The following is a 22,072-nucleotide window of genomic DNA, read 5'->3' as shown; positions in this document are numbered from 1 at the left end:
GATTCCGTGTGAACGACGCGCGGCAGGCGCGTTAACCCGTGCTCTTTCGCATTTCGTCGACGGGTTGTTAACCCGCTGTTGTGCGGTCGTTGGGCCGATCACCGAAATTGCACAATAGCTTCTGCCGGGTGCCAGACAGCAATCGCGCCGTTCCACGTGGCGCTCTTCGCGTCGCCGTACTCGCCGATTCCGATACGCGATGGAAATGGGGTGCGCTCACCGCGCGGCGCCTCGCCTCCGGCCCCGGAGCCGAGCGGGAGGCCGGGCTCGAAGCCGGGCTCGAACCCCACCTGACCGGCTACCTGCTGCGCGGCCGGGCCACGCCCACCGCGCGCCAGCTCGGCGAAGTGGGGGTGCGGGCCGACCGGCTCACCGAGGTGACCTGCGCGCAGTTCCTCGCGGAGCTGCGGCGCGAGCGCTACGACGTCGTCGTGCTCGCCCTCGTCGGCGGGGCGGTGCAGGCCGTCCTGCACGGGGCGCGTGCGCTGTGGCCCGAGCCGGCCCACCGCCCCGTCCTGGTCACCGGGTACGTGGGCGTCGTGTACGAGAAGCTCGCCGACGGGCTGCTGCTGCGCCACGGGGCCGACCTCGTCCTCGCCAACTCCCGCCACGACGCCGGGCGTTTCCGTGCCGTGTACGAGGGAGTGGGCGCCGACGCCTCGGCCGTCACCGAGACCGCGCTGCCGTTCCTGGAGGGCGCCCCGTACGAGCCCGCCGGGAGCGGGGCGCACACCGTGGTCTTCGCGGTGCAGCCGTCGGTGCCGCAGAGCCGCGCGGACCGCACGTACCTGCTGGGGCGGGCCGCGGAGCACGCCCGGCTGCACCCGGAACGCGAGGTGCTGGTCAAACTGCGCAGCCGCCCCGGGGAGCACACCACGCACCTGGAGGAGTTCCCCTACCAGCGCCTCGTCGAGCGGATCCCGGGCGGGCTCCCGGCCAACTGCCGCCTCGTGTACGGGAACATGGGCGAGGTCCTGGACGGCGCCGACCTGCTGGTCACCGTCTCCTCCACGGCCGCCCTGGAGTCCCTCCACCGGGGCGTCCCGACAGCGGTCCTGACCGACCTGGGCGTGCGCGAGGTCCTCGGCAACCACCACTTCCTGGGCTCGGGCTGCCTTGCCTCCTGGGACCAGCTCGACGCCGGCCTGCTCCCGCAGGGCGACCCCGCCTGGCTGGCCGCGCAGGGCGTCACCGGCCCGGCCGCGGCGCGACGTGTTCCGGTGGCTGCCGACGATGACGCCCACGCCCACGCCGCCGCCGACGACAGCTACGCCGCCGCCCGCGCGCGGCTCGCGCGGCTGCTGGAGCTGGGCCCGCTCCCGGCCGTCGCCCCCTACTACACCCGGGTCACCGCGCCCGGGTACCTGCCCGGGATCCTCGCGCGGCACCACCTCGCCCCCGACGGCACCCCGCTGCCGGGCGCGGTCCGGGTGGAGGGCGGGGAGTCCCGGCTGCGCCGCCGGGTGCGCGCCCACGTGCGCGAGGCCGCCCGGGGGGCGTACCGCCAGGGCGTCCAGCGCGTGGCCCCGCTGATCCGCCGGCTGGGGGAGCTGTGAGCCCCCGTCCCCGGCCCCGCGTGCTCGCCGTGATCCCGGCGCGCGGCGGGTCCAAGGGGGTCGTCGGCAAGAACCTCGCCGAGGTGGGCGGGCTGCCGCTGGTGGCCCGCGCCGTGCGGGCCTGCCTGGGCGCGCCGACCGTCACCGACGTCGTGGTGTCCACCGACTCCGAGGCCATCGCCGCCGCCGCGCGGGCCGCCGGGGCCGGCATCGTGCGCCGGCCCGCCGGGATCTCCGGGGACACCGCGAGCAGCGAGGCCGCCCTGCTGCACGCGCTCGACACCTTCGAGGAACTGCACTCCCGCACCGTCGCCGTGGTCCTCCTCGTCCAGTGCACCAGCCCCTTCGTCACCGCCGGGGACGTCGAGTCGGTGGCCGCCGCGGTCGCGTCCGGCGGGGCCGACTCGGCCCTCACCGCGGCCCCCTTCCACGGATTCCTGTGGCGGGCCGCCGCCGACGGGGCCGGGAACGGGGTCAACCACGACACGGCGTACCGGCCCCGCCGCCAGGACCGGCCCGAGGACCTGCTGGAGACCGGCGCCGCCTACGCGATGGACGCCGCCGGCTTCCGCTCCGCCCGGCACCGCTTCTTCGGGCGGACGGTGCCCGTACGCACCGACCCGGCACGGGTCCTGGAGATCGACGACCCGCACGAGCTGGCCCGGGCCCGCCTCCTCGCCCCCCTGCTCGACGCCCCTCGCGCTCTTCCGGCCCCTCCCGCTCCTCTCACCACTGCCGCCCCGTGCATCCCCCACACCCCTCCCGCACCCCCCGTACCGAAGGACACCCCTGCCATGACCGCCACCTCGCGCCTGCGCACCCTCGGCTCCCGCACCGCCGGCCCCGGCCATCCCGTCTACGTCGTCGGCGAGATCGGCATCAACCACAACGGCGACCTCGGCAACGCCTTCGCCCTGATCGACGCCGCGGCCGACGCCGGCTGCGACGCGGTCAAGTTCCAAAAGCGCACCCCGGAGATCTGCACCCCGCGCGACCAGTGGGACATCGAGCGCGACACCCCCTGGGGCCGGATGACGTACATCGACTACCGCCACCGCGTGGAGTTCGGCGAGGCCGAGTACCGGGCCATCGACGAGCACTGCGCCGAGCGCGGCATCGACTGGTTCGCCTCCCCGTGGGACACCGAGGCCGTCGCCTTCCTGGAGAAGTTCGACGTTCCCGCCCACAAGGTGGCCTCCGCGTCGCTGACCGACGACGAGCTGCTGCGCGCCCTGCGCGCCACCGGCCGCACCGTCGTCCTCTCCACCGGCATGTCCACCCCGAAGCAGATCCGCCACGCGGTGGAGGTGCTCGGCAGCGACAACATCCTGCTCTGCCACGCCACTTCGACCTACCCCGCCAAGGCCGAGGAGCTGAACCTGCGGGTCATCAACACCCTGCAGGAGGAGTACCCGAACGTCCCGATCGGCTACTCCGGCCACGAGACCGGCCTGCAGACCACCCTGGCCGCCGTCGCGCTCGGCGCCGCCTTCGTCGAGCGGCACATCACCCTCGACCGCGCGATGTGGGGCTCCGACCAGGCCGCCTCCGTGGAACCCGGCGGCCTGGCCCGTCTGGTCCGCGACATCCGCACCATCGAGACCGCGCTCGGCGACGGCGTCAAGCGGGTCTACGCGTCCGAGCTCGGCCCCATGAAGAAGCTCCGCCGCGTCCAAGGCGAGCTCCTCGCCGTCTGACGCGCCCTGCCGGCCCTTTCGCCCAGCGATCGAGGAGTACGCGGTGACCCCCTCAGCCTCCACCCTGGCTTTCGTCGAGAGTCCGGTCCAGCTCCTCAACGTGCTCGAGTGGGCGTACGCGCGCGGCGCCGACCCGGCGGACCGCGGGCCGCTGCTCGGCGGCGTACCGCGGCAGCCGGACCGGACCGCGCCGCGCCCGGCCGCCGCGGCGGACGACCCGTCCACCGCCGCGGACCCCCCGGCCCGGGCAGCGGGCACGGCGCACCCGGTGCGGATCGTCGTCCTGCCGCCCACCGACCCCATGTCGCGCGGGCAACTGCGCCGGATGGCCGGGATCGCCCGGGGCGAGGGCCACGCCGTGCACTGGCAGGAGGCCCGGGGCGGCTTCGGGGCCCCGCTGGGGGCGCTCGCCGCCCTCGGCGGCGAGGTGCGGCGGGCCCGGCGGATCGTGATCGGCGACCCCTTCTCCCGCTTCACCCAGCTCCTGCTGGTCCCGGCCGCCCGCGCCGCCGAGCTGGTCGTGGTCGACGACGGCACCGCCACCATGGAGTTCATGGCGCAGCTCGGCCGCGGGGAGCGGCTGCGCCGCTGGCACCGCTCCGGTGGCGGGATGTCGTCCCGGGTGCGCGAGTTCGCGTACGCCCCGGTGTCGGGGCGGGCGCGGCGCCGGCTGACCCCGGGCGGGCGGCGGCGGGTGGAGGTGTTCACCTCGATGCCGGTCACCCCGCTGCCCGGGATGGAGCTGCGGTCCAACGACTTCGCGTGGACCCGCGCCCGCTTCGGCCCGCCCCGGCTCACCAAGGGGACCGACCTGGTCGGCACCTCCCTGGTGGAGACCGGCGTCGTGGACCCGGACCGCTATCTGGCCGCGGTACGCGCCCTGACCCTGGAGCACGGCGCGACCCGCTACTTCGCGCACCGCAGGGAGTCCCCGCAGAAGCTGCGCACGCTGAGCGAGGCGACCGGGCTGGAGATCGTACGTCCGGACCTGCCGCTGGAGCTGATCGCGCGACGGGGCCCGGTCGGACGGACGATCGTCAGCTTTCCGTCCACGGTCGTCCACACCCTGCCGTACGCCCTCTCGGGCACGGGGGTGACCGTGGCCGTATGCGACATCGACCCCGACTGGCTCACCGGGGCGGCCACCGCGCGGGCCCGCAGCTTCCTCGCCGGGGTCACCGACACCGCCCGTGATGTGCGCAGACTCCCGGCTCAGGCGGCTCCAGCGGCCGGATGAGCGCGCGAGTTTACCCCCGGGCGCAACCGGTCATGCGTCCAGAGGCCGGGTTTCTTTCCCCTAACGGCATGAACTTTTAGTGATCCCCGACCAGTTGACCGGCGCGTGCGCCTACCCTTCAACGGGTGAACCAGTTGATGTCCCGCGAGTCCCAGACCGCCCTGCCCGGCAAGCCCGACCGGCCCGAGCTGCCCGGCACGCTTCCGGACCACCTGCGCGCCGAACTGATCGCCTTCCGCCGGGACTTGCACATGCATCCCGAGCTCGGAAACCACGAGTTCCGCACCACGGCGGCGATCAAAGCCCGGCTGGAAAAAGCCGGCCTGCGCCCACGGGTGCTGAAATCGGGCACGGGCCTGATCTGTGACGTGGGGACCTGGGACGGCGGCCGGCCGATGCTGGCCCTGCGCGCGGACATCGACGCCCTGCCCATCCCGGATGCCAAGACGCACGTCTCGTACCGCTCCGTCTTCCCGGACCGCGCCCACGCCTGCGGCCACGACGTGCACACCGCCGTCGTGCTCGGCGCCGGCCTGGTGCTCGCCGAGCTCGACCGCGAGGGTCTGCTGCCCCGGCCGGTGCGGCTGCTGTTCCAGCCCGCCGAAGAGGTGCTCCCGGGCGGCGCCGCCGAGGCCATCGAGTCCGGGGTGCTCGACGGCGTGGGCCGGATCGTCGCGGTCCACTGCGACCCCCGGGTCGACGCGGGGCGGATCGGGCTGCGCCCCGGCCCCATCACCTCGGCCTGCGACCGGCTGGAGGTCGCCCTCGCCGGGCCCGGCGGGCACACCGCCCGGCCGCACCTGACCACCGACCTGGTGACCGCGGCCGCCCGGCTCGCCGTGGACCTGCCGGCCGTGCTGTCCCGCCGGATGGACGCCCGCTCGGGGATGTCGGTCACCTGGGGCCGCATCGAGGCCGGGCACGCCTGCAACGTCATCCCGATGCACGCGGAGCTGTCCGGAACCGTCCGGTGCCTGGACCTGAACGCCTGGCACGAGGCCCCGGACCAGATCCACGCGGCGATCGACGAGATCGCCTCGCTGCACCGGGCGAAGTCCGAAATCACCTACGTGCGCGGGGTGCCCCCGGTCGTCAACGACCCGGTGGTCACCGAACTGCTGCGCGAGGCGATGGGGGCGCGGCTCGGGGCCGAGTCGGTCGAGGACACCGAGCAGAGCCTGGGCGGGGAGGACTTCTCCTGGTACCTGGAGCACGTGCCCGGGGCCATGGCCCGCCTGGGTGTCCGTACGCCCGGTGACACCGCCAAGGGGGACCTGCACCGGGGCGACTTCGACGTGGACGAGTCCGCGATCGGGGTCGGGGTGGAGTTCTTCACGGCCGCCGCGCTGCTGGACGGAAGTGGTGAGGGACGCCTCGACGTGCGGCGTGCGCGGGTCGGCCGGTAAAAGTCGGTACGACATCCCGGTGTCCGGCGACGGACGTGTCCAGCCCTTGGTACACAAGGGCTGGACACGTGACGAGTTACCGATCGGTCACTGTCTGGTTCGCGACGATCCGATAACGACTCATGAACGGGCCTTTAACTGACATCTACGCGCGTTACGATCGCCGCGAAACCAGCGCCGGTCGTGGCGCTTCGGTCAGGTTTTGAAGGAGCCTCCCCTTGCGCCGGATCACCAGGATCGCCACCGTGGGCGTCGCGTCCGCGGCGCTGGCCCTCTCGGCCACCGCCTGTGGCGGTAAGAAGTCCTCGGACACCGCCTCCGACAACAAGGAGGCGTCGGTCGCCCTCGCGTACGACGTCGGCGGCCGCGGAGACCAGTCGTTCAACGACGCCGCCTACGCGGGTCTCCAGCTCGCCGAGAAGGACCTGAAGGTCAAGGGCGCCGAGGCGGAGCCCACTGACGGTGAGGGCGAGGCCGACAAGGTCCAGCGCCTCACCGAGCTGGCCCGCAAGGGCAACAACCCGGTCATCGGCGTCGGCTTCGCCTACGCCCCGGCCATCAAGAAGGTCGCGCCGAAGTTCCCGAACACCACGTTCGGCATCATCGACGACACCTCGGTGACCGACAAGAACGTCGCCAACCTGGTCTTCAACGAGGAGCAGGGCTCCTACCTGGCCGGCGTCGCCGCCGCCAAGGTCTCGAAGACCGGCACGGTCGGCTTCATCGGCGGTGTCGAGGTTCCGCTGATCAAGAAGTTCGAGGCGGGCTTCGTCCAGGGCGTCAAGGACACCAACCCGAACGCCAAGGTGCTCACCCAGTACCTGACCCAGCCCCCGAACTTCGACGGCTTCTCCAAGCCCGACCTCGGCAAGGCCACCGCGCAGGGCCAGCTCGACGGTGGCGCCGACGTGGTCTACGCGGCCGCCGGTCTGGCCGGCACCGGTGCCATCGAGGCCACCGCCGCCAAGGGCAAGTGGGCCATCGGCGTCGACTCCGACCAGTACAACCAGGCCGGTCTGTCGAAGTACAAGGACCACATCCTGACCTCGGTCACGAAGCAGGTCTCGCAGTCCGTCTTCAACCTGATCAAGTCGGTCCAGGACGGCAAGCCGCAGACCGGTGAGATCCGCTACGGCCTGGACAAGGACGGCGTCGGCCTGGCCGACTCCAACCCGGAGTACAAGAAGATGACCGACGTCATCGCCGCGGTGGAGAAGGCCAAGGCCGACATCATCGCCAAGAAGATCACCGTCAAGACCGCGCCGTAAGGCCTCGTCTGACGACTGGTTCGCGGTTTCCGGGGTCCGGGTAGCGGTCTCAATCGCTCCCGGGCCCCGAGCCACGTTCCAAGAGTCAAAGCCCGTCTTGTGTGGCCAGTTGGCCGCAAGTTTTCACTTTAGACAGTGCTACGCGCGTAGAGGCGTCGTGGACGCGATACCGTCCTGCTCCCGCCCACCCGCCCGGCCGATCCGTCCTGTCCCTTGCCCCGCCTCCGGCTCCTCCGCGCCAAGGAGAGTGCGTCATCAACGCGTCCAGCCCGCCCCCCGCCGTAGAACTGCACGGCATCACCAAGCGCTTCCCCGGCGTCGTCGCCAACAAGGACATCGCGATCACCGTCCGCAAGGGCACGGTCCATGCCTTGATCGGCGAGAACGGCGCCGGCAAGTCGACCCTGATGAAGATCCTCTACGGCATGCAGAAGCCGGACGAGGGCACCATCGCGATCGACGGGGAGCAGGTCTCCTTCCACAGCCCCGGCGACGCCATCGCCCGCGGCATCGGCATGGTGCACCAGCACTTCATGCTGGCCGACAACCTCACCGTCCTGGAGAACGTGGTCCTCGGCGGCGAGAAGCTGTACGGCATCGGCGCGAAGGCCCGTAAGAAGATCAAGGAGATCTCGGACGCGTACGGCCTCGGCGTGCGCCCCGACGCGCTGGTCGAGGACCTCGGTGTCGCCGACCGCCAGCGCGTGGAGATCCTCAAGGTCCTCTACCGCGGCGCCAAGATCCTCATCCTCGACGAGCCGACCGCCGTGCTCGTGCCGCAGGAGGTGGACGCGCTCTTCGACAACCTGCGCGAGCTCAAGGCCGAGGGCCTGACCGTCATCTTCATCTCGCACAAGCTCGGCGAGGTGCTGAAGGTCGCCGACGACATCACCGTCATCCGGCGCGGCACCACGGTCGGCACCGCCGACCCGAAGACCGCCACCACCAAGCAGCTCGCCGAGCTGATGGTCGGCGCGGAACTGCCCTCGCCGGAGACCCGCGAGTCGACCGTGACGGACGTCCCGATGCTGAAGGTGGAGGGCCTGACCCTCGCCGCGAGCGACTCCGCCGTCGCGGAGCCGGAGATCCTGGTGCGCCAGGCCCCGGAGGACTCCACCCTCCGCGAGCACGTCGAAGCCGGCCGCCTCCTGCTGGACGACGTCACCTTCACCATCCACAAGGGCGAGATCCTCGGCATCGCCGGTGTCGAGGGCAACGGCCAGACCGAGCTGATCGAAGCCCTCATGGGCATGAACCCCGCCGACGCGGGCGTGATCACGCTGGACGGCCGGGACATCACCAAGGCCCCGGTGCGCGAGCGCCGCACGGGCGGCATCGGGTACATCCCCGAGGACCGCCACCGGCACGGCCTGCTGCTGGAGTCCTCCCTGTGGGAGAACCGCATCCTGGGCCACGTCACCGAGGCTCCCAACTCCAAGCGCGGCATCCTCGACACGAAGGCCGCCCGCAAGGACACCGAGCGGATCGTGCGCGAGTACGACGTCCGCACGCCCGGCATCGAGGTCACCGCGGCCTCGCTCTCCGGCGGCAACCAGCAGAAGCTGATCGTCGGCCGGGAGATGAGCCACAACCCGAAGTTCCTCATCGCCGCCCACCCCACCCGTGGTGTGGACGTCGGTGCGCAGGCGCAGATCTGGGACGCGATCCGCGAGGCCCGTCGCGAGGGCCTGGCCGTGCTCCTGATCTCCGCGGACCTGGACGAGCTGATCGGCCTGTCCGACACCCTGCGCGTCATCTACCGCGGCCGCCTGGTCGCGGACGCCGACCCCGCGACCGTCACCCCCGAGGAACTCGGCACCGCCATGACGGGCGCCGCCTCGGGGCACCTGGAAGCAACCGACAACCACTCCGCCGCCGGTGCCGACGCTGGTACCGACCCCACGGAGGACGAGGCCCGATGAAGAAATTCGACAAGGACCGGCTGATCCTCGGCATCGCCGGGCCCGTGCTCGCGCTGGTCAGCGCCTTCCTGCTGACCATGATCGTGCTGGGGGCGACGGGCATCGACCCGATCGAGCCCCTGCGCCTGATGGTGGAGAACGCCGGCTACGAGGACGTCCAGGTCCTCATCGTCAACCAGGCCGGTACGTACTACCTGGCGGCCCTGGCCGTGGCCATCGGCTTCCGGATGAACCTCTTCAACATCGGCGTCGACGGCCAGTACCGCTTCGCGGCGATGGTGTCCGCGGTCGTCGGTGCGTCCGTGACGCTGCCCGGCCCGCTGCACATCCTGCTGATCATCGTCGTCGCGATGCTGGTCGGCGCCGCCTGGGCCGGCATCGCCGGCGTCCTGAAGGCCAAGCGCGGCGTCAGCGAGGTCGTCTCCACGATCATGCTGAACGCCATCGCGACCAGCATGATCGCCTGGCTGATCCTGCCGAAGAACCTCGGCGTCCAGCCGGCCGGCTCCAACGACCTGACCACCGGCGAGATCCCGGAGTCCGGCTGGTTCCCGGCCGTGTCGCTGGGTGACGGCCTGGAGATCTACGGCTTCACCTTCGTGGCCTTCGCCCTCGGCATCGTCTACTGGTTCGTCCTCAACCGGACCCGCTTCGGCTTCGACCTGCGCGCCACCGGCGCCAGCGAGTCCGCCGCGCAGGCCTCCGGCGTGGACGCCAAGAAGATGATCGTCACCGCGATGCTCATCTCCGGAGCCGTCGCCGGCCTCGCCGGCATGCCGCAGCTCCTGGGCGAGACCCACACGTACAACCTGGCCTTCCCGGTCGGTGTCGGCTTCACCGGCATCACCATCGCGCTGCTCGGACGCAACAGCCCGGTCGGCATGCTCTTCGCCGCGTTCCTGATGGCCTTCATCGACAAGGCCTCGGCCTCGCTCGACCAGGCCGGGTACGCGAAGGAGATCGGCACGATCATGAAGGGCCTGATCGTGATCGCGGTCGTCGTCTCGTACGAACTCGTCGGCCGCTACGGCGTCCGACGCCAGCAGCAGAAGGTCGGCGAGGAACTGGCCGCAGGCCACGCCATCAAGACCGATAAGGAGGTCGCGGCGTGAGCACCAGCACCGTTTCCGCCACGAGTGCCGCACCCAAGAAGCCGAGCGGCCGCAAGAAGCTGACCCTGCCCTGGATCATGATCATCCTCGCGGCCGGCCTCGCGCTGGTCTCGGTGGTCCGGCTGATCTCCGGCGCCAACGACCTGACCTCGATCGGCCAGGTCTCCGGCGCCCTCTCCCTCGCCGTCCCGATCGGCCTCGCCGGCCTCGGCGGCCTGTGGGCCGAGCGCGCGGGCGTCGTCAACATCGGCCTCGAAGGCATGATGATCCTCGGCACCTGGTTCGGTGCCTGGGCCGGCTACCAGTGGGGTCCGTGGACCGGCGTCATCGCCGGCGTCATCGGCGGCGCCATCGGCGGCCTGCTGCACGCGATCATCACGGTCACCTTCAACGTCAACCACATCGTCTCCGGTGTGGCCGTCAACATCCTGGCGCTGGGGTTCACCCAGTACCTGTCGAACTTCACGTTCGCCGACGCCCCGGGCGGCTCCTCCAAGCAGTCCCCGCGCGTCGAGGAGATCTACAAGATCACCGTGCCAGGGCTGTCCGACTGGATGGCGACCCTGCAGGGCAAACACTGGTTCTTCGTCTCCGACCTCGCCGGCCTCGTCGGCGGCCTGGTCACCGGCCTGTCCCTGCTGACCGTCGTCGCGCTGCTGCTCATCCCCGGCACCTGGTGGGTGCTGTGGCGCACCACCTTCGGCCTGCGGCTGCGCTCCTGCGGCGAGAATCCGATCGCCGCGGAGTCCCTGGGCGTCAACGTCTACAAGTACAAGTACATCGCCGTGATCGTCTCGGGCGGCCTCGCCGGCCTCGGCGGTGCGTTCCTGTCGCTCGTCGCCAGCCCGATCTACCAGGAGGGCCAGACCGGCGGCCGCGGTTACATCGGTCTCGCCGCGATGATCTTCGGTAACTGGATGCCGGGCGGCATGGCGCTGGGCGCCGGCCTGTTCGGCTTCGTCGACAGCCTCAAGCTGCGCGGCGGCGCGGAGAACGTCCACGCGATGCTGCTGCTGATCGCGATCGTCCTGGTCCTGGTCGCGGCCTGGCAGCTCTACAAGAAGAAGTACGTCCAGGCGGGCATCGCGGCGGTCTTCGCCGGGCTGCTCTTCCTCTGGTACGCCCTCACCGACTCGGTGCCGAGCCAGTTCGTGGACGCGGCCCCGTACGTGACGACGCTGCTGGTGCTCGCGCTCTCCGCGCAGCGGCTGCGGATGCCGAAGGCGGACGGCATGCCGTACCGCAAGGGCCAGGGCAAGTGACGACGGCGCCCACCCCCGACTGGGAGGCCCTGCGGGAGGCCGCCCGGGACGCCATGTCCCGGGCGTACGCCCCCTACTCGGGCTTCCCGGTCGGTGTCGCCGCGCTCGTCGACGACGGCCGCGTGGTCGTCGGCTGCAACGTGGAGAACGCGAGCTACGGGCTCGGCCTGTGCGCCGAGTGCGGCCTGGTCTCCTCCCTCCAGGCCACGGGCGGCGGCCGCCTGACGCACTTCACCTGCGTCGACGGCAAGGGCGACGTACTCGTCCCCTGCGGGCGCTGCCGCCAGCTCCTGTACGAATTCGGCGGCCCCGAGCTGCTGGTGGAGACCCCCGACGGGATCCTCACGCTGGCGCAGATGCTGCCCCAGGCCTTCGGGCCCGACCACTTGAGATAGCCGTACCGACGGCCCTTCGCCCTGCCGGGCGGGGGGCCGTCCCCCTTCCCTTCCCTCCCGTACCACCCCTCTCTCTATGCGCGTAGAAGGAAGCACCACATGGACGTCATCTCCGTCATCCGTACGAAGCGCGACCGCGGCGAGCTGAGCCCCGAGCAGATCGACTGGGTCATCGACGCGTACACCCGCGGTGTCGTCGCCGACGAGCAGATGTCGGCGCTGGCCATGGCCATCCTGCTGAACGGCATGAACCGCGCGGAGATCGCCCGCTGGACCGCCGCGATGATCGCGAGCGGCGAGCGCATGAACTTCGGCTCCCTGTCGCGTCCGACCGCCGACAAGCATTCCACCGGCGGCGTCGGCGACAAGATCACGCTGCCGCTCGCCCCGCTGGTCGCGGCCTGCGGCGCCGCCGTACCGCAGCTGTCCGGCCGCGGGCTCGGCCACACCGGCGGCACCCTGGACAAGCTGGAGTCCATCCCCGGCTGGCGTGCGCTGCTCTCCAACGAGGAGATGCTGCACGTCCTGGACACCACGGGCGCGGTCATCTGCGCGGCGGGCGACGGCCTGGCGCCGGCCGACAAGAAGCTGTACGCGCTGCGCGATGTGACGGGCACCGTCGAGGCCATCCCGCTGATCGCCTCCTCGATCATGTCCAAGAAGATCGCCGAGGGCACGGGCTCGCTGGTCCTGGACGTGAAGGTCGGCACCGGCGCCTTCATGAAGACCATCGAGGACGCCCGTGAGCTGGCCTCCACGATGGTCGGCCTGGGCACGGACCACGGCGTCAAGACGGTCGCGCTGCTCACCGACATGTCCACCCCGCTCGGCCTCACCGCGGGCAACGCGCTGGAGATCCGCGAGTCCGTCGAGGTCCTGGCCGGCGGCGGCCCCTCCGACGTCGTCGAGCTGACCCTGGCCCTGGCCCGGGAGATGCTGGACGCCGCGGGCATCAAGGACGCCGACCCGGAGAAGGCCCTGGCCGACGGCTCCGCGATGGACGTGTGGCGCCGGATGATCGCGGCCCAGGGCGGCGACCCGGACGCGGCGCTGCCCGTGGCCCGCGAGCAGCACGTGGTCACCGCCTCGGCGTCGGGCGTCCTGACCCGCCTGGACGCGTACGCGGTGGGCGTCGGCGCCTGGCGGCTCGGCGCGGGCCGCGCCCGCAAGGAGGACCCGGTCCAGGCGGGCGCGGGCATCGAGCTCCACGCGAAGCCGGGCGACACGGTGACCGCGGGCCAGCCGCTGATGACCCTGCACACGGACACCCCGGAGAAGTTCGACTACGCCCTGGCCTCCCTGGAGGGCGCGTACGACGTCGCCCCGGCGGGCACGGCCTTCTCGGCCACCCCGATCGTGCTGGACCGCATCGCCTGACCTGCGCTCACTCGTCTGACTGAACGGGACCGGTGGACCTCCGCCGGTCCCGTTCGGCATGCTGGGGCCGGTGCCAACAGCTTGAGGAGCACACAGGTCTCGAGATCGACACCTCCACGTTCCCCACCCCCTGACGGAACCGCCCGGCGCCGATGAGTTCCCGGCCGTGAGGAAGTCATCCCCTCGTGGAGATCACTCGACTTGTGCTGCCCGGACCCGGCCTGGACGGGCGGGACGCGGCGCGGCTGTGCGCGCGGCTGGCCCGGCTCTACGACGGCGGGGCCGTCGCCGTGGTGTGTGATGCCGGCGCCGTCACCGCGCCCGGGCTGGCCGCCGTCGAGGTGCTCGCGCGGCTGCGGCTGGTCGCGCGGGGGCGGTCGTTGCGGGTGGTCGGGGTCGCGCCCGCGCTACGCGCGCTGCTCGGCCTCGTCGGGCTCGTCGAGTTGCTCGGGGAGGTCGAAGAGGGGGAACCAGCGGGCGGTGTCGAGGAAGGCGTTGAGGCCGACGATCTTGCCGTTTGAGATCTCCAGGACCTGGAGTGCCCACGGGACGTGGCCCGGCTTCCCGTCTTCCCGCGGGCGGTACTGGCCGAAGGCCGGCAGGCCGTTCGCCGTCGTCGGGATCAGGCGGGATCCCTTGCAGCCGATGCCCTGGTCGAGGTGCCAGGCGGCGATGTCCTCGTGGCCCCGCAGCCAGAGGTCGAACGGCGGCATCGACAGCACCGCGTCCTCGTGCAGGAGGGTGGTCAGGCGCGTGATGTCGTACGCCTCGAAGGCCGACAGGTACTGCTCCAGCAGCCTGGCCTGATCCGCGTCCAGCGGGTCCGCCGGGTCGCTCTCGCGCAGCCCCTGGCCGGCCAGGGTGGCCCGGGCCCGCTGGAGGGCGCTGTTCACCGAGGCCACGGTGGTCTCCAGCAGCGCGGCGACCTCGTCGGCCTTCCAGGCCAGCACCTCGCGCAGGATCAGCACGGCCCGCTGCTTGGCCGGCAGGTGCTGGAGCGCCGCCACGAAGGCGAGCCGTACGGACTCCTTCGCGAGGGCCATCTCCGCCGGGTCGGCGGTCTGCGGCAGCACGCGGCCGTCCGGGACCGGCTCCAGCCAGGTCACCTCGGGCCGCTCGTTCAGCACGGCCGAGGCCTGGTGCTGCGGGGCGGTCAGGTCCATCGGGCGGGCCCGCTTGTTCCCCGCGTTCAGCAGGTCCAGACAGACGTTGGTGGCGATCCGGTACAGCCACGAGCGCAGCGAGGAGCGGCCCTCGAACTTCTCGTAGGCGCGCCAGGCGCGGATGTACGTGTCCTGCACCGCGTCCTCGGCGTCGAAGGAGGAGCCGAGCATCCGGTAGCAGTAGCCGGTCAGCTCGACGCGGTGGCGGTCCATCGCCGCGTCGAGGTCATTGGCCGTCGCCAGATCCGTCATGTCCGTCGCCCCCTGGTAGAACCCGATGCTTCGGAAACTACCGGACGGCTCTGACAGTCGCGGCCGGGAGGGCGAACCGTGCGGCTCGCGCCGCGTGCGACCCGTACAAGGTGATCGAGACGACGCCGAGCACCGCGAGCAGGGCGATGCCGGTCGTGGCCGCCCAGCCAGCCCAGTGGTAGGCGAGCGCGCCCAGGGTGCCGCCGGCGCTGGAGCCCAGGTAGTACGCCGACTGGTAGAGCGCGGAGGCCTGCGCGCGGCCCGTCTTCGCCGTGCGGCTCACCGCCGCCGAGGCCACGGCGTGCCCCGCGAAGAACCCGGCCGTGATCAGGACCAGGCCCAGCAGGATCACCGCCAGCGACTGCGAGAGGGAGCACAGCAGGCCCAGCGCGGTGGTGGTGACCGCCAGGTAGAGCGCGCCGCGCCGGCCCAGGCGGCCCACCAGCCGGCCGGCGGCCGCGGAGGAGACCGTACCCACCAGGTAGATCAGGAAGATCGAGCCGATCACGCCCTGCCCGAGGGAGAACGGCTCCTCCACCAGGCGGTAGCCGATGACGGTGTACACGGCGCCGAACACGGTCATGAACAGCGCGCCGATCCCGTACAGCCGCAGCAGCAGCGGGTCGCGCAGGTGGCCGGAGACGGTACGCCGCACCGCGCGCGGGTTCAGCGGGGCCGGGCGGAAGAACCGGGCCCGGGGGAGCAGGACGCGGAAGGCCACCGCGCACACCAGGGACAGCGCGCCGACCGTGAACAGGGCCGCCCGCCAGCCCCAGGCCTGCGCCGCCCAGCCGGTGACGAGGCGGCCGCTCATGCCGCCGATGGAATTGCCGGCGACGAACAGGCCGATCGCGGCGACCAGGGCCTTCGGCTTGACCTCCTCGGCCAGGTACGCCATCGCGGAGGCGGGGATGCCGGCGATCGCCGCGCCTTGGACGGCGCGCAGGGCGACCAGCCACTCCAGGTTCGGCGCGAGGGGCACGAGGAGGGCGACCCCGACCGCCACCGCCATCGAGCAGGTCATCATCCGGGTCCGGCCGAACCGCTCGGACAGGGCGCTGAGGGGCAGGACGAACAGCGCGAGCGCCCCGGTGGCCGCGGACACGGTCCAGCTGGCCTGACCCGCCGTCACCCCGAAGTCCCCGGAGATCGCGGGCAGCAGCGCCTGGGTGGAGTAGAGGAGGGCGAAGGTGGCCAGTCCGGCGGCGAAGAGCGCGAGGCTCAGGCGGCGGTAGCCGGGGCGGCCGGGGGAGTGGGCTTCGAGCGCCGGTGCAGGAGACGACGAGGTGGAGGCACCCGCGATGACGGGCGCCCCGGTATGAGCGGGAGGCATGGGAAAACGGTAGGCCGCCGTTTTTCATGCGTCCAATGCACAGAATCGAGATAATCGATCCACTGATGCATCACCCCAGTTCAGAGGGTCGTATGTCGATGAACCGTTACGAAGAAGACATGGCAGTGACACGGGTGCTGGCCCCCCGCCTCGCGTACTTCGTCGCCGTGGCCCGGCACGAGCACGTCACCCGGGCCGCGCACGAGCTGGGCGTCCCGCAGTCCACCCTGTCCCGGGCCATGGTCCGGCTCGAACAGGACCTCGGCGTCACGCTGTTCGCCCGCAAGGGCCGTACGGTCGCCCTGACCACGGCGGGCCGGACCTTCCTCGCCTCGGCGCAGGACTCGCTCGCCGAGATCGCCCGCGCCGCCGAATCCGTACAGCAGGACGCGGACCCGGCCTTCGGGAAGGTCGCCTTCGGCTTCCTGCACACCCTGGGGCCCGAGACCGTGCCCGGGCTGATCCGGGCCTTCCGCGCCGACCATCCGGGCGTGCGCTTCTCCCTCGTCCAGAACTACGGCGAGGCCATGCTGGAGCGGCTGCGCGCCGGCGAGCTCGACCTGTGCCTGACCTCGCCGGTGCCCGACGCCCCCGACCTGGTGGGCCGCCGGCTCGACGAGCAGCGGCTGCGGCTCGTGGTCCCGGACGACCACCGGCTCGCGGGGCGCAAGCGGATCCGCCTCGCCGAGGCCGCGGAGGAGACCTTCGTGACCCTGGAGCCCGGCTACGGCCTGCGCCGGATCACCGACGACCTGTGTGCCGAGGCCGGGTTCACGCCCCGGGTGGCGTTCGAGGGCGAGGAGGCCGAGACCCTGCGCGGCCTCGTCGCCGCGGGCCTGGGGGTGGCCCTGCTGCCGCCGCCCGCGGTGCCCCGGCCGGGCGTGGTCGAGCTGACCGTGACGGCTCCGCGCGCGGCCCGGGAGATCGGCGTGGCCTGGCTCGACGGACATCCGGACACGCCGCCGGTGGCGGAGTTCAAGCGGTTCCTGTTGTCCCGTCGGGGGAAGCTGCTGCCGGAGCTCTGAGCGGGTCCGTGTCCGACGCGGAGGCAGTGGCCGATGCGGATGCCGCCGCTGACAGCAGGAAGCCCGCCTGGAAACGGGACTTGGCCCCCACCGCGCGCATGACCTCCGCGATGTGGCGCTGGCAGGTGCGCTCCGACATGCCCAGCCGGCGGGCGATGACCTTGTCCTCCAGCCCTTCCGCCAGGAGCCGGACGATGGTCTGGCGCAGCTCGTCGGAGATGGACCGGGCCTGGTCCGGGCCGACCGTCGTGGCGAAGGGCTCCGCCTCGACCCAGGAGCGCTCGAAGGCGTGGACCATGAAGTCGACGACGTTCGGCTCGCGCACCACCAGCGCGGCGGCGACGTCGTCGCGTACGGCCATGATCCCGGTGTGCCGGTCGATGAGGATCATCCGCATCAGACCGTCGCCGAGGGTGCGGACCTGCCCGCCCTTGGCCGCGATCCGCTCCACGTACGCGGCCGTCGGGCGCGAATAGCGGGCGGTGTGCTGGTAGATCGTGCGCAGGCGCACTCCCCGGCCCAGGAGGGACTCGTCCCGGCCGATCGCCTGTTCCAGGACCCGCGTGGGGCGGCCGCCGCCGGGGTGGGAGGTCAGCACCTCCTGCTCGGCCGAGGCGATCAGCTGCCCGATCAGCTGCTGGATGGCGGCGGGGTCGGTGATCAGCTCCAGCACGTCCGCCTGCTCCAGGTCGCGCTGCACGGTGGCCGCCTCGTACGCCGGGACCAGGGTCTCCAGCAGGCCGCGCAGGCGGTCCATCTCGTCGTGGGTCTCGCGGGCGCGCAGCGCCAGCGGGGCCAGTGAACGGACGGCGGCGGCGCGGGGGGACACGGCGCTCCACCGCTCGGCGCCCCCGTCGTCGGCGGCGCCGTCCGGGAGCCGTTGGAGCAGGTGGGCCGAGGTGAGCTCGGTGATCGCGGGATCGGCCGGGGCGCCGAGGGCGGCGGTCGCCTCGGCCGCCGCGAAGGAGCGCCGCTCGACCGCGTAGGCGTAGAGCTCCAGGGCGGCAGGGCTCAGCCGGTGGCCTCGTGGAGAGGAGGAAGCATCCGCTGGCATGTGCATATTCGTCCCGGCCTGTGGCTGTTCGTAAACCCCTCGTGTTCCCGCAAGGCACCAAGACGATGCCCTCCGGCCCGCTGGAGCTTATGCCGAACAGGCACAGTGTTACCACGGCGTATTCGGGGGAGGGCGCGGGCCACGAGCCCGTGCCCCGCCGTGCTCCGGTGGCCGCGCCGGATCTGCCCGTGCCCTCCGTCCGGGAGGGGACGGTTCGGCGGGTACGGGCCGATCCGCGCGGCCACCATCAGCCGTGGTCAGGTCCGGGTCAGTTGCGGCACCTGCTGCGGCGCTCGTTCCCGCTCCCGCACCTGCTCCCGCCCCTGCTGCGGCTCCGGCTGCGCGTCCGGGACCACCGTCAGCTGCGGGAACTCCACCTTCCTGCGGCGCCGTTCCAGCCGGTCCACGGCCGGGCCCGTGATCGCCGTGGTCACCAGCGCCATCAGGACCAGCATGGTGAACAGCTTCGGGCCGATCACCCCCAGCTCCAGGCCGATGTTGAGCACGACCAGCTCCGTCAGGCCCCGGCAGTTCATCAGCGCGCCCAGCGTCATCGCCTGCGGCCACGGCCGTCCGGTGGCGCGCGCCGCGAGCGCGGCCCCGCCCCACTTCCCGCACACCGCGACGGCGAGCACCGCGCCCGCCCACAGCCACTGCACGGGATCGGCGGCCAGCAGCGCCAGGTCGGTCTTCAGCCCGGTGTGCACGAAGAACAGCGGGAGCAGCAGCGGCACCGTGACCGCGCGCAGCCGCCCGGCGGAGCGGGCTACCTCCGGGTTGCCCCGCGGGGTGACGACGCCGAAGAGGAAGGCGCCGAACAGGGCGTGGATCCCGATCCGGTCGGTGGCCAGCGCGGCCAGGCACAGGCCGCTGAAGAGCACCGCGAGGAGGATGCCGTCGCGGTGGCCGGAGCCGGAGCCGGAGCCGGAGCCCGAGCCGGCGCCCGAGCCGACCCCCGTCGCGCGGGCCACGATCCGTGCGAGCAGCGGACGTACGACCTTGAGCATGAGCACCACGAAGCCGACGGTCAGCGCCGCGGTGAGCACCGCGCCCATCGCCGAGCTGCTGGTGGTGACGGCGACGACCACGGCGAGCAGGCACCAGGCGGCCACGTCGTCGACGGCCGCGCAGGCCATCGCGAGTGCCCCGGTCGGGGTGGCGTACATCCCGCGGTCGGTGAGGATCCGGGCGAGCACCGGGAAGGCGGTGACGCTGACGGAGACGGCGACGAACAGGACGAACGGCAGCCGGCCGACGCCGTCGGGGGCGTAGCCCGCGTACAGGCCGAGGGCCAGCGGGACGCCCAGCGCCAGCGGCAGGGCGATGCTCGCCCCGCTCACCCCGAAGGCGGTGCGGCTGTGACCGCGCAGCGCCCCCAGGTCGAGCTCCAGGCCGACGAGGAACATGAAGGCGAGCAGGCCGATGTTGCCGAGCATCCCGGTGAAGGGGATCACGGAGGAGGGGAAGAGCCAGGCCTGCGAGGCGGGCCAGAGCCAGCCGAGCAGCGAGGGCCCGAGCAGGATGCCGGTGGCTATCTCACCGATGACAGCCGGCTGGCCGAAGCGCCGGACCAGGCTCGCGCCCGCCCGGCACGCCAGGATCACGGCGGGTACGGCGAGCAGTACGGCGGGCAGTGGATCAGGCGTGGCGGCCATGGCCGGCTCCTTCCCGGACGGCGTCGGACCAGGCGGCGTATTGCCGCAGGCCGTAGAGCAGCGGTGCGCCGACGGTATCGCGCAGGGTGACGCGCTCGACGTGGGCGAAGACGGCCGTGTGGTCGCCGAAGGGCATCGTACGGATGACCCGGCAGTCGGCGGTGGCGTGGGCGTCGGCCGTCAGGTGCGGACCGGCGGCGCCCAGCGGCAGCCGCCACTCGGTGAGGCCGAAGCGGTCGGCGGTGGCCGAGGCGAAGAGGTCGGAGGTGGCGCGGGCCTGCTCGTGGAGCAGGTTGATGGCGAACTGTCCCGCGGCCAGGATGGCTTCGAGGGTGGGGCTGGCGGTGCGGACGCCGACCATGACGGTGGCCGGGGACAGGGCGACGCTCGCGAGCGAGCTGCAGGTCATCCCGCGGGGTTCGGCGTCCTCGTCGAGGGTGGTCAGTACGGTGACGCCGGTCGGGAAGCCGGCCATGAACGGCCGTATGTCGGCCTCCGCGGCCGGCGTGTGAGGCACTGCTTCGGGCATGTCGGGCTCCTGAGTGGGGAGGTTGCGGGCTGCTGCGCGAGCCGGGCGGGCGGTACGGGCACGCGGGCACACGGCACTACGGGCGTACGGCGATACGGGCGCACGGGCGCACGGGCGGTACGGCGTACGGCCCGGCCGGGAGCAGCACGGCCCGGCCGGCCGGAGGGGGGATCCGGGCGGCCGGGCCGTGCGGGGGACGGACTACTGCTTGCCGTGCAGCTGGCGCAGGTAGTCGTAGGTGCTGGGCAGGGTCTCCAGGAGGTTCTGCTGCTGGCGCTTGACCGTGTTGAACAGCGGCTCGGCTCCGGCGACCGACTCCGGCTTGTGCGCGAGGGAGGGCAGCGGCGCGTCCGGCTCCAGGCCGAGGCCGGCGAAGATGCAGTAGTAGCTGCCGTTGGTCCAGAAGTTGCGGAACTCGGCCTCGAAGTTGCCGTAGTACGTGGACTCGTCGGTGATCGGCGAGTTGATCGGCAGGCCCGCCTTGTACGCGGCGATCTTCTCCTGGATGTTCTTCGGGAGCGTGAGCTCCTTGTTGGCCTGCCAGAACGGGGTGTCGTTGCGCGGGGCGTAGTAGAAGTGCGCCTGGATGAAGTCGCGGGTGTCGTCGAACATCACCTCGATCTCGCGGTTGAACGCGTCGGTGAGGGCCGGGGTGAAGTTGCGGTCCGGGAAGTGCTTGGCGAGCTGGTAGATCGCGGCGGTGATGAAGTAGATGCCGGTCGACTCCAGCGGCTCCAGGAAGGCGGAGGACAGGCCGATGCTGACGACGTTCTTGACCCAGGCGCGCTCGTTGCGGCCGACGCGGAAGCGGACGTGGTTGAACTTCGTCGTCTCGGGGTCGAGGTTCCAGAGCTTGCAGAACTCCTCGGTGGCCTCGTCCTGCGTGGCGAACTTGCTGGAGTAGACGTAGCCGGTGCCGAAGCGGCCCAGCATCGGGATCTTCCAGGTCCAGCCCGACTTCATGGCGATGGCCGAGGTGTACGGCTCGATGCCGTCGGCCGCGTCGTCGTGCGGGACGGCGGTGGCCACCGCGCTGTCGCACAGGAGGTGGTCGCTCATGTCGATGAACGGCTCGCCCATGGCCTGGTTGATCAGCAGGCCGCGGAAGCCGGAGCAGTCCACGAAGAGGTCGGCGTCGAGGGTGCGGCCCTCCTTGGTGTGCAGGGCCGTGACGAAGCCGCGCCCGTCCTTCTCGACCTCGGTCATCTCGTCCTGGACGTGACGGACCCCGAGCTTCTCGGTCGCGAATCTTCGGAGGAAGTCGGCGACCAGGGCCGCGTCGAAGTGCCAGGCGTAGCGGGTGGCCGGGCGGCCGTCCATCCAGCGCGGGGACTTCAGCGCGTCCATGACGGGCGGCTCGCGGAAACACGCGTAGTCGAAGGGCTCGGTGGTCAGGCCCTCGTGCTTGCGCTTGAACCAGTAGTGCGAGAGCGGGGTCTGGTCGTAGTCCGGGAGCAGGCCGAAGGGGTGGTAGAAGTGGTCCGGGCCGCCCGCCTCCAGCTCGCGGGCGCCGGCCTCGCCCTCGCCGCCGGTGCGCCAGTTCACGAAGCGGACCGCCATCTTGAAGCTGGCGTTGCACTCCCGCATCCACTCGTCCTCGTTGATGCCGAGGAAGTCGAAGAACGCGCGGTGCAGGTTGGGGACCGTCGCCTCGCCGACACCGATCCGTGGAATCGCCGGGGCCTCCAGCACCGTGATGTCCACAGTGCCCTGGAGGGCCTCGCCGAGGTAGGAGGCGGTCATCCAGCCGGCGGTACCGCCACCGAGGATGACGACTTTCCGGATGCGGGCGTCGGTGCCGGTCACGGTCATGAGTGGTCTCTCTTCCG

At 71.9% G+C, this 22,072-nt stretch carries 18 protein-coding genes and 1 pseudogene; 13 read left to right on the top strand and 6 right to left on the bottom strand.

Translation table 11 applies throughout. The annotated features are described in order from the left end of the window. The first annotated feature begins 128 nt into the window (after window positions 1-128). From ACFWB8_RS23680 to ACFWB8_RS23625, 12 genes and pseudogenes are all read left to right on the top strand, one after another. Window positions 129-1,556 (top strand): DUF6716 putative glycosyltransferase, encoded by a 1,428-nt coding sequence (locus ACFWB8_RS23680; RefSeq protein ID WP_385230428.1) that lies wholly within the window; start codon window positions 129-131, stop codon window positions 1,554-1,556. Next, window positions 1,553-1,966 (top strand): annotated as a pseudogene (locus ACFWB8_RS23675) (cytidylyltransferase domain-containing protein); the annotation flags it as partial. The gene ACFWB8_RS23680 and the pseudogene ACFWB8_RS23675, both read left to right, overlap by 4 nt. Before the next feature lie 384 nt (window positions 1,967-2,350). Further along, window positions 2,351-3,253 (top strand): N-acetylneuraminate synthase family protein, encoded by a 903-nt coding sequence (locus tag ACFWB8_RS23670; protein WP_385230457.1) that lies wholly within the window; start codon window positions 2,351-2,353, stop codon window positions 3,251-3,253. 43 nt (window positions 3,254-3,296) lie between these two features. After that, a complete protein-coding gene (locus ACFWB8_RS23665) occupies window positions 3,297-4,490 on the top strand; it encodes a hypothetical protein (RefSeq protein WP_385230425.1) in 1,194 nt (397 codons plus the stop codon). A gap of 137 nt (window positions 4,491-4,627) precedes the next feature. Next, window positions 4,628-5,896, top strand: coding sequence for an amidohydrolase (locus ACFWB8_RS23660; protein WP_385230454.1), 1,269 nt, complete (start codon window positions 4,628-4,630; stop codon window positions 5,894-5,896). Window positions 5,897-6,114: 218 nt separating this feature from the next. After that, window positions 6,115-7,164, top strand: coding sequence for a BMP family protein (locus tag ACFWB8_RS23655; protein ID WP_385230422.1), 1,050 nt, complete (start codon window positions 6,115-6,117; stop codon window positions 7,162-7,164). Window positions 7,165-7,418: 254 nt separating this feature from the next. After that, entirely contained in the window at window positions 7,419-9,086 is a 1,668-nt protein-coding gene (locus ACFWB8_RS23650; RefSeq protein WP_385230451.1) for an ABC transporter ATP-binding protein, read from the top strand. Beyond that, a complete protein-coding gene (locus ACFWB8_RS23645; protein WP_385230419.1) occupies window positions 9,083-10,198 on the top strand; it encodes an ABC transporter permease in 1,116 nt (371 codons plus the stop codon). Before ACFWB8_RS23650 ends, ACFWB8_RS23645 begins: the two co-directional genes overlap by 4 nt. Beyond that, complete coding sequence (locus ACFWB8_RS23640; RefSeq protein WP_385230416.1) at window positions 10,195-11,460, top strand: ABC transporter permease; 1,266 nt, start codon at window positions 10,195-10,197, stop codon at window positions 11,458-11,460. The genes ACFWB8_RS23645 and ACFWB8_RS23640 overlap by 4 nt, the downstream gene beginning before the upstream one ends. Continuing rightward, a complete protein-coding gene (locus ACFWB8_RS23635) occupies window positions 11,457-11,855 on the top strand; it encodes a cytidine deaminase (RefSeq protein WP_385230413.1) in 399 nt (132 codons plus the stop codon). The genes ACFWB8_RS23640 and ACFWB8_RS23635 overlap by 4 nt, the downstream gene beginning before the upstream one ends. A 99-nt stretch (window positions 11,856-11,954) precedes the next feature. Further along, the gene (locus ACFWB8_RS23630) at window positions 11,955-13,232 is read left to right on the top strand and encodes a thymidine phosphorylase (RefSeq protein WP_385230410.1); all 1,278 of its coding nucleotides are present in this window, start codon (window positions 11,955-11,957) and stop codon (window positions 13,230-13,232) included. Between the two features lie 185 nt (window positions 13,233-13,417). Further along, the gene (locus ACFWB8_RS23625) at window positions 13,418-13,753 is read left to right on the top strand and encodes an STAS domain-containing protein (protein ID WP_385230407.1); all 336 of its coding nucleotides are present in this window, start codon (window positions 13,418-13,420) and stop codon (window positions 13,751-13,753) included. Here the strand turns inward: ACFWB8_RS23625 and ACFWB8_RS23620 are convergent. Continuing rightward, on the bottom strand, window positions 13,640-14,647 hold the full coding sequence (locus ACFWB8_RS23620) for a sigma-70 family RNA polymerase sigma factor (RefSeq protein WP_385230404.1): 1,008 nt from the start codon (window positions 14,645-14,647) through the stop codon (window positions 13,640-13,642). The genes ACFWB8_RS23625 and ACFWB8_RS23620 overlap by 114 nt on opposite strands. Window positions 14,648-14,684: 37 nt before the next feature. Further along, complete coding sequence (locus tag ACFWB8_RS23615; protein ID WP_385230401.1) at window positions 14,685-15,980, bottom strand: MFS transporter; 1,296 nt, start codon at window positions 15,978-15,980, stop codon at window positions 14,685-14,687. 62 nt (window positions 15,981-16,042) lie between these two features. Between ACFWB8_RS23615 and ACFWB8_RS23610 the strand changes: the two genes are divergently transcribed. Beyond that, window positions 16,043-17,005, top strand: a complete 963-nt coding sequence (locus ACFWB8_RS23610; protein ID WP_385230449.1) for a LysR family transcriptional regulator — start codon at window positions 16,043-16,045, stop codon at window positions 17,003-17,005. Here ACFWB8_RS23610 and ACFWB8_RS23605 read toward each other — a convergent pair. The 4 genes from ACFWB8_RS23605 to ACFWB8_RS23590 all read right to left on the bottom strand — a co-directional run bounded on the left by ACFWB8_RS23605 (window position 16,956) and on the right by ACFWB8_RS23590 (window position 22,055). Further along, a complete protein-coding gene (locus ACFWB8_RS23605) occupies window positions 16,956-18,059 on the bottom strand; it encodes a LuxR C-terminal-related transcriptional regulator (protein WP_385230398.1) in 1,104 nt (367 codons plus the stop codon). The genes ACFWB8_RS23610 and ACFWB8_RS23605 overlap by 50 nt on opposite strands. Before the next feature lie 257 nt (window positions 18,060-18,316). After that, entirely contained in the window at window positions 18,317-19,714 is a 1,398-nt protein-coding gene (locus ACFWB8_RS23600; protein ID WP_385230395.1) for a cation:proton antiporter, read from the bottom strand. After that, on the bottom strand, window positions 19,698-20,243 hold the full coding sequence (locus ACFWB8_RS23595) for a flavin reductase family protein (protein WP_385230392.1): 546 nt from the start codon (window positions 20,241-20,243) through the stop codon (window positions 19,698-19,700). Before ACFWB8_RS23595 ends, ACFWB8_RS23600 begins: the two co-directional genes overlap by 17 nt. A gap of 201 nt (window positions 20,244-20,444) precedes the next feature. Then, window positions 20,445-22,055 (bottom strand): tryptophan halogenase family protein, encoded by a 1,611-nt coding sequence (locus ACFWB8_RS23590; protein ID WP_385230389.1) that lies wholly within the window; start codon window positions 22,053-22,055, stop codon window positions 20,445-20,447. Between the last annotated feature and the right edge of the window lie 17 nt (window positions 22,056-22,072).

Source organism: Streptomyces sp. NPDC060031, assembly GCF_042736805.1.
Taxonomy (GTDB): Bacteria; Actinomycetota; Actinomycetes; order Streptomycetales; family Streptomycetaceae; genus Streptomyces.
The sequence above is the reverse complement of the archived record's forward strand: the minus strand, read 5'-3'. Positions and strand labels throughout refer to the sequence as shown.

Coding starts and splice junctions, on each gene's coding strand:
- ACFWB8_RS23670 (WP_385230457.1), top strand. CDS start 2,351: ATGACCGCCACCTCGCGCCTGCGCACCCTCGGCTCCCGCACCGCCGGC.
- ACFWB8_RS23660 (WP_385230454.1), top strand. CDS start 4,628: ATGTCCCGCGAGTCCCAGACCGCCCTGCCCGGCAAGCCCGACCGGCCC.
- ACFWB8_RS23645 (WP_385230419.1), top strand. CDS start 9,083: ATGAAGAAATTCGACAAGGACCGGCTGATCCTCGGCATCGCCGGGCCC.
- ACFWB8_RS23630 (WP_385230410.1), top strand. CDS start 11,955: ATGGACGTCATCTCCGTCATCCGTACGAAGCGCGACCGCGGCGAGCTG.
- ACFWB8_RS23620 (WP_385230404.1), bottom strand. CDS start 14,647: ATGACGGATCTGGCGACGGCCAATGACCTCGACGCGGCGATGGACCGC.
- ACFWB8_RS23615 (WP_385230401.1), bottom strand. CDS start 15,980: ATGCCTCCCGCTCATACCGGGGCGCCCGTCATCGCGGGTGCCTCCACC.
- ACFWB8_RS23605 (WP_385230398.1), bottom strand. CDS start 18,059: ATGCCAGCGGATGCTTCCTCCTCTCCACGAGGCCACCGGCTGAGCCCT.
- ACFWB8_RS23600 (WP_385230395.1), bottom strand. CDS start 19,714: ATGGCCGCCACGCCTGATCCACTGCCCGCCGTACTGCTCGCCGTACCC.
- ACFWB8_RS23595 (WP_385230392.1), bottom strand. CDS start 20,243: ATGCCCGAAGCAGTGCCTCACACGCCGGCCGCGGAGGCCGACATACGG.
- ACFWB8_RS23590 (WP_385230389.1), bottom strand. CDS start 22,055: ATGACCGTGACCGGCACCGACGCCCGCATCCGGAAAGTCGTCATCCTC.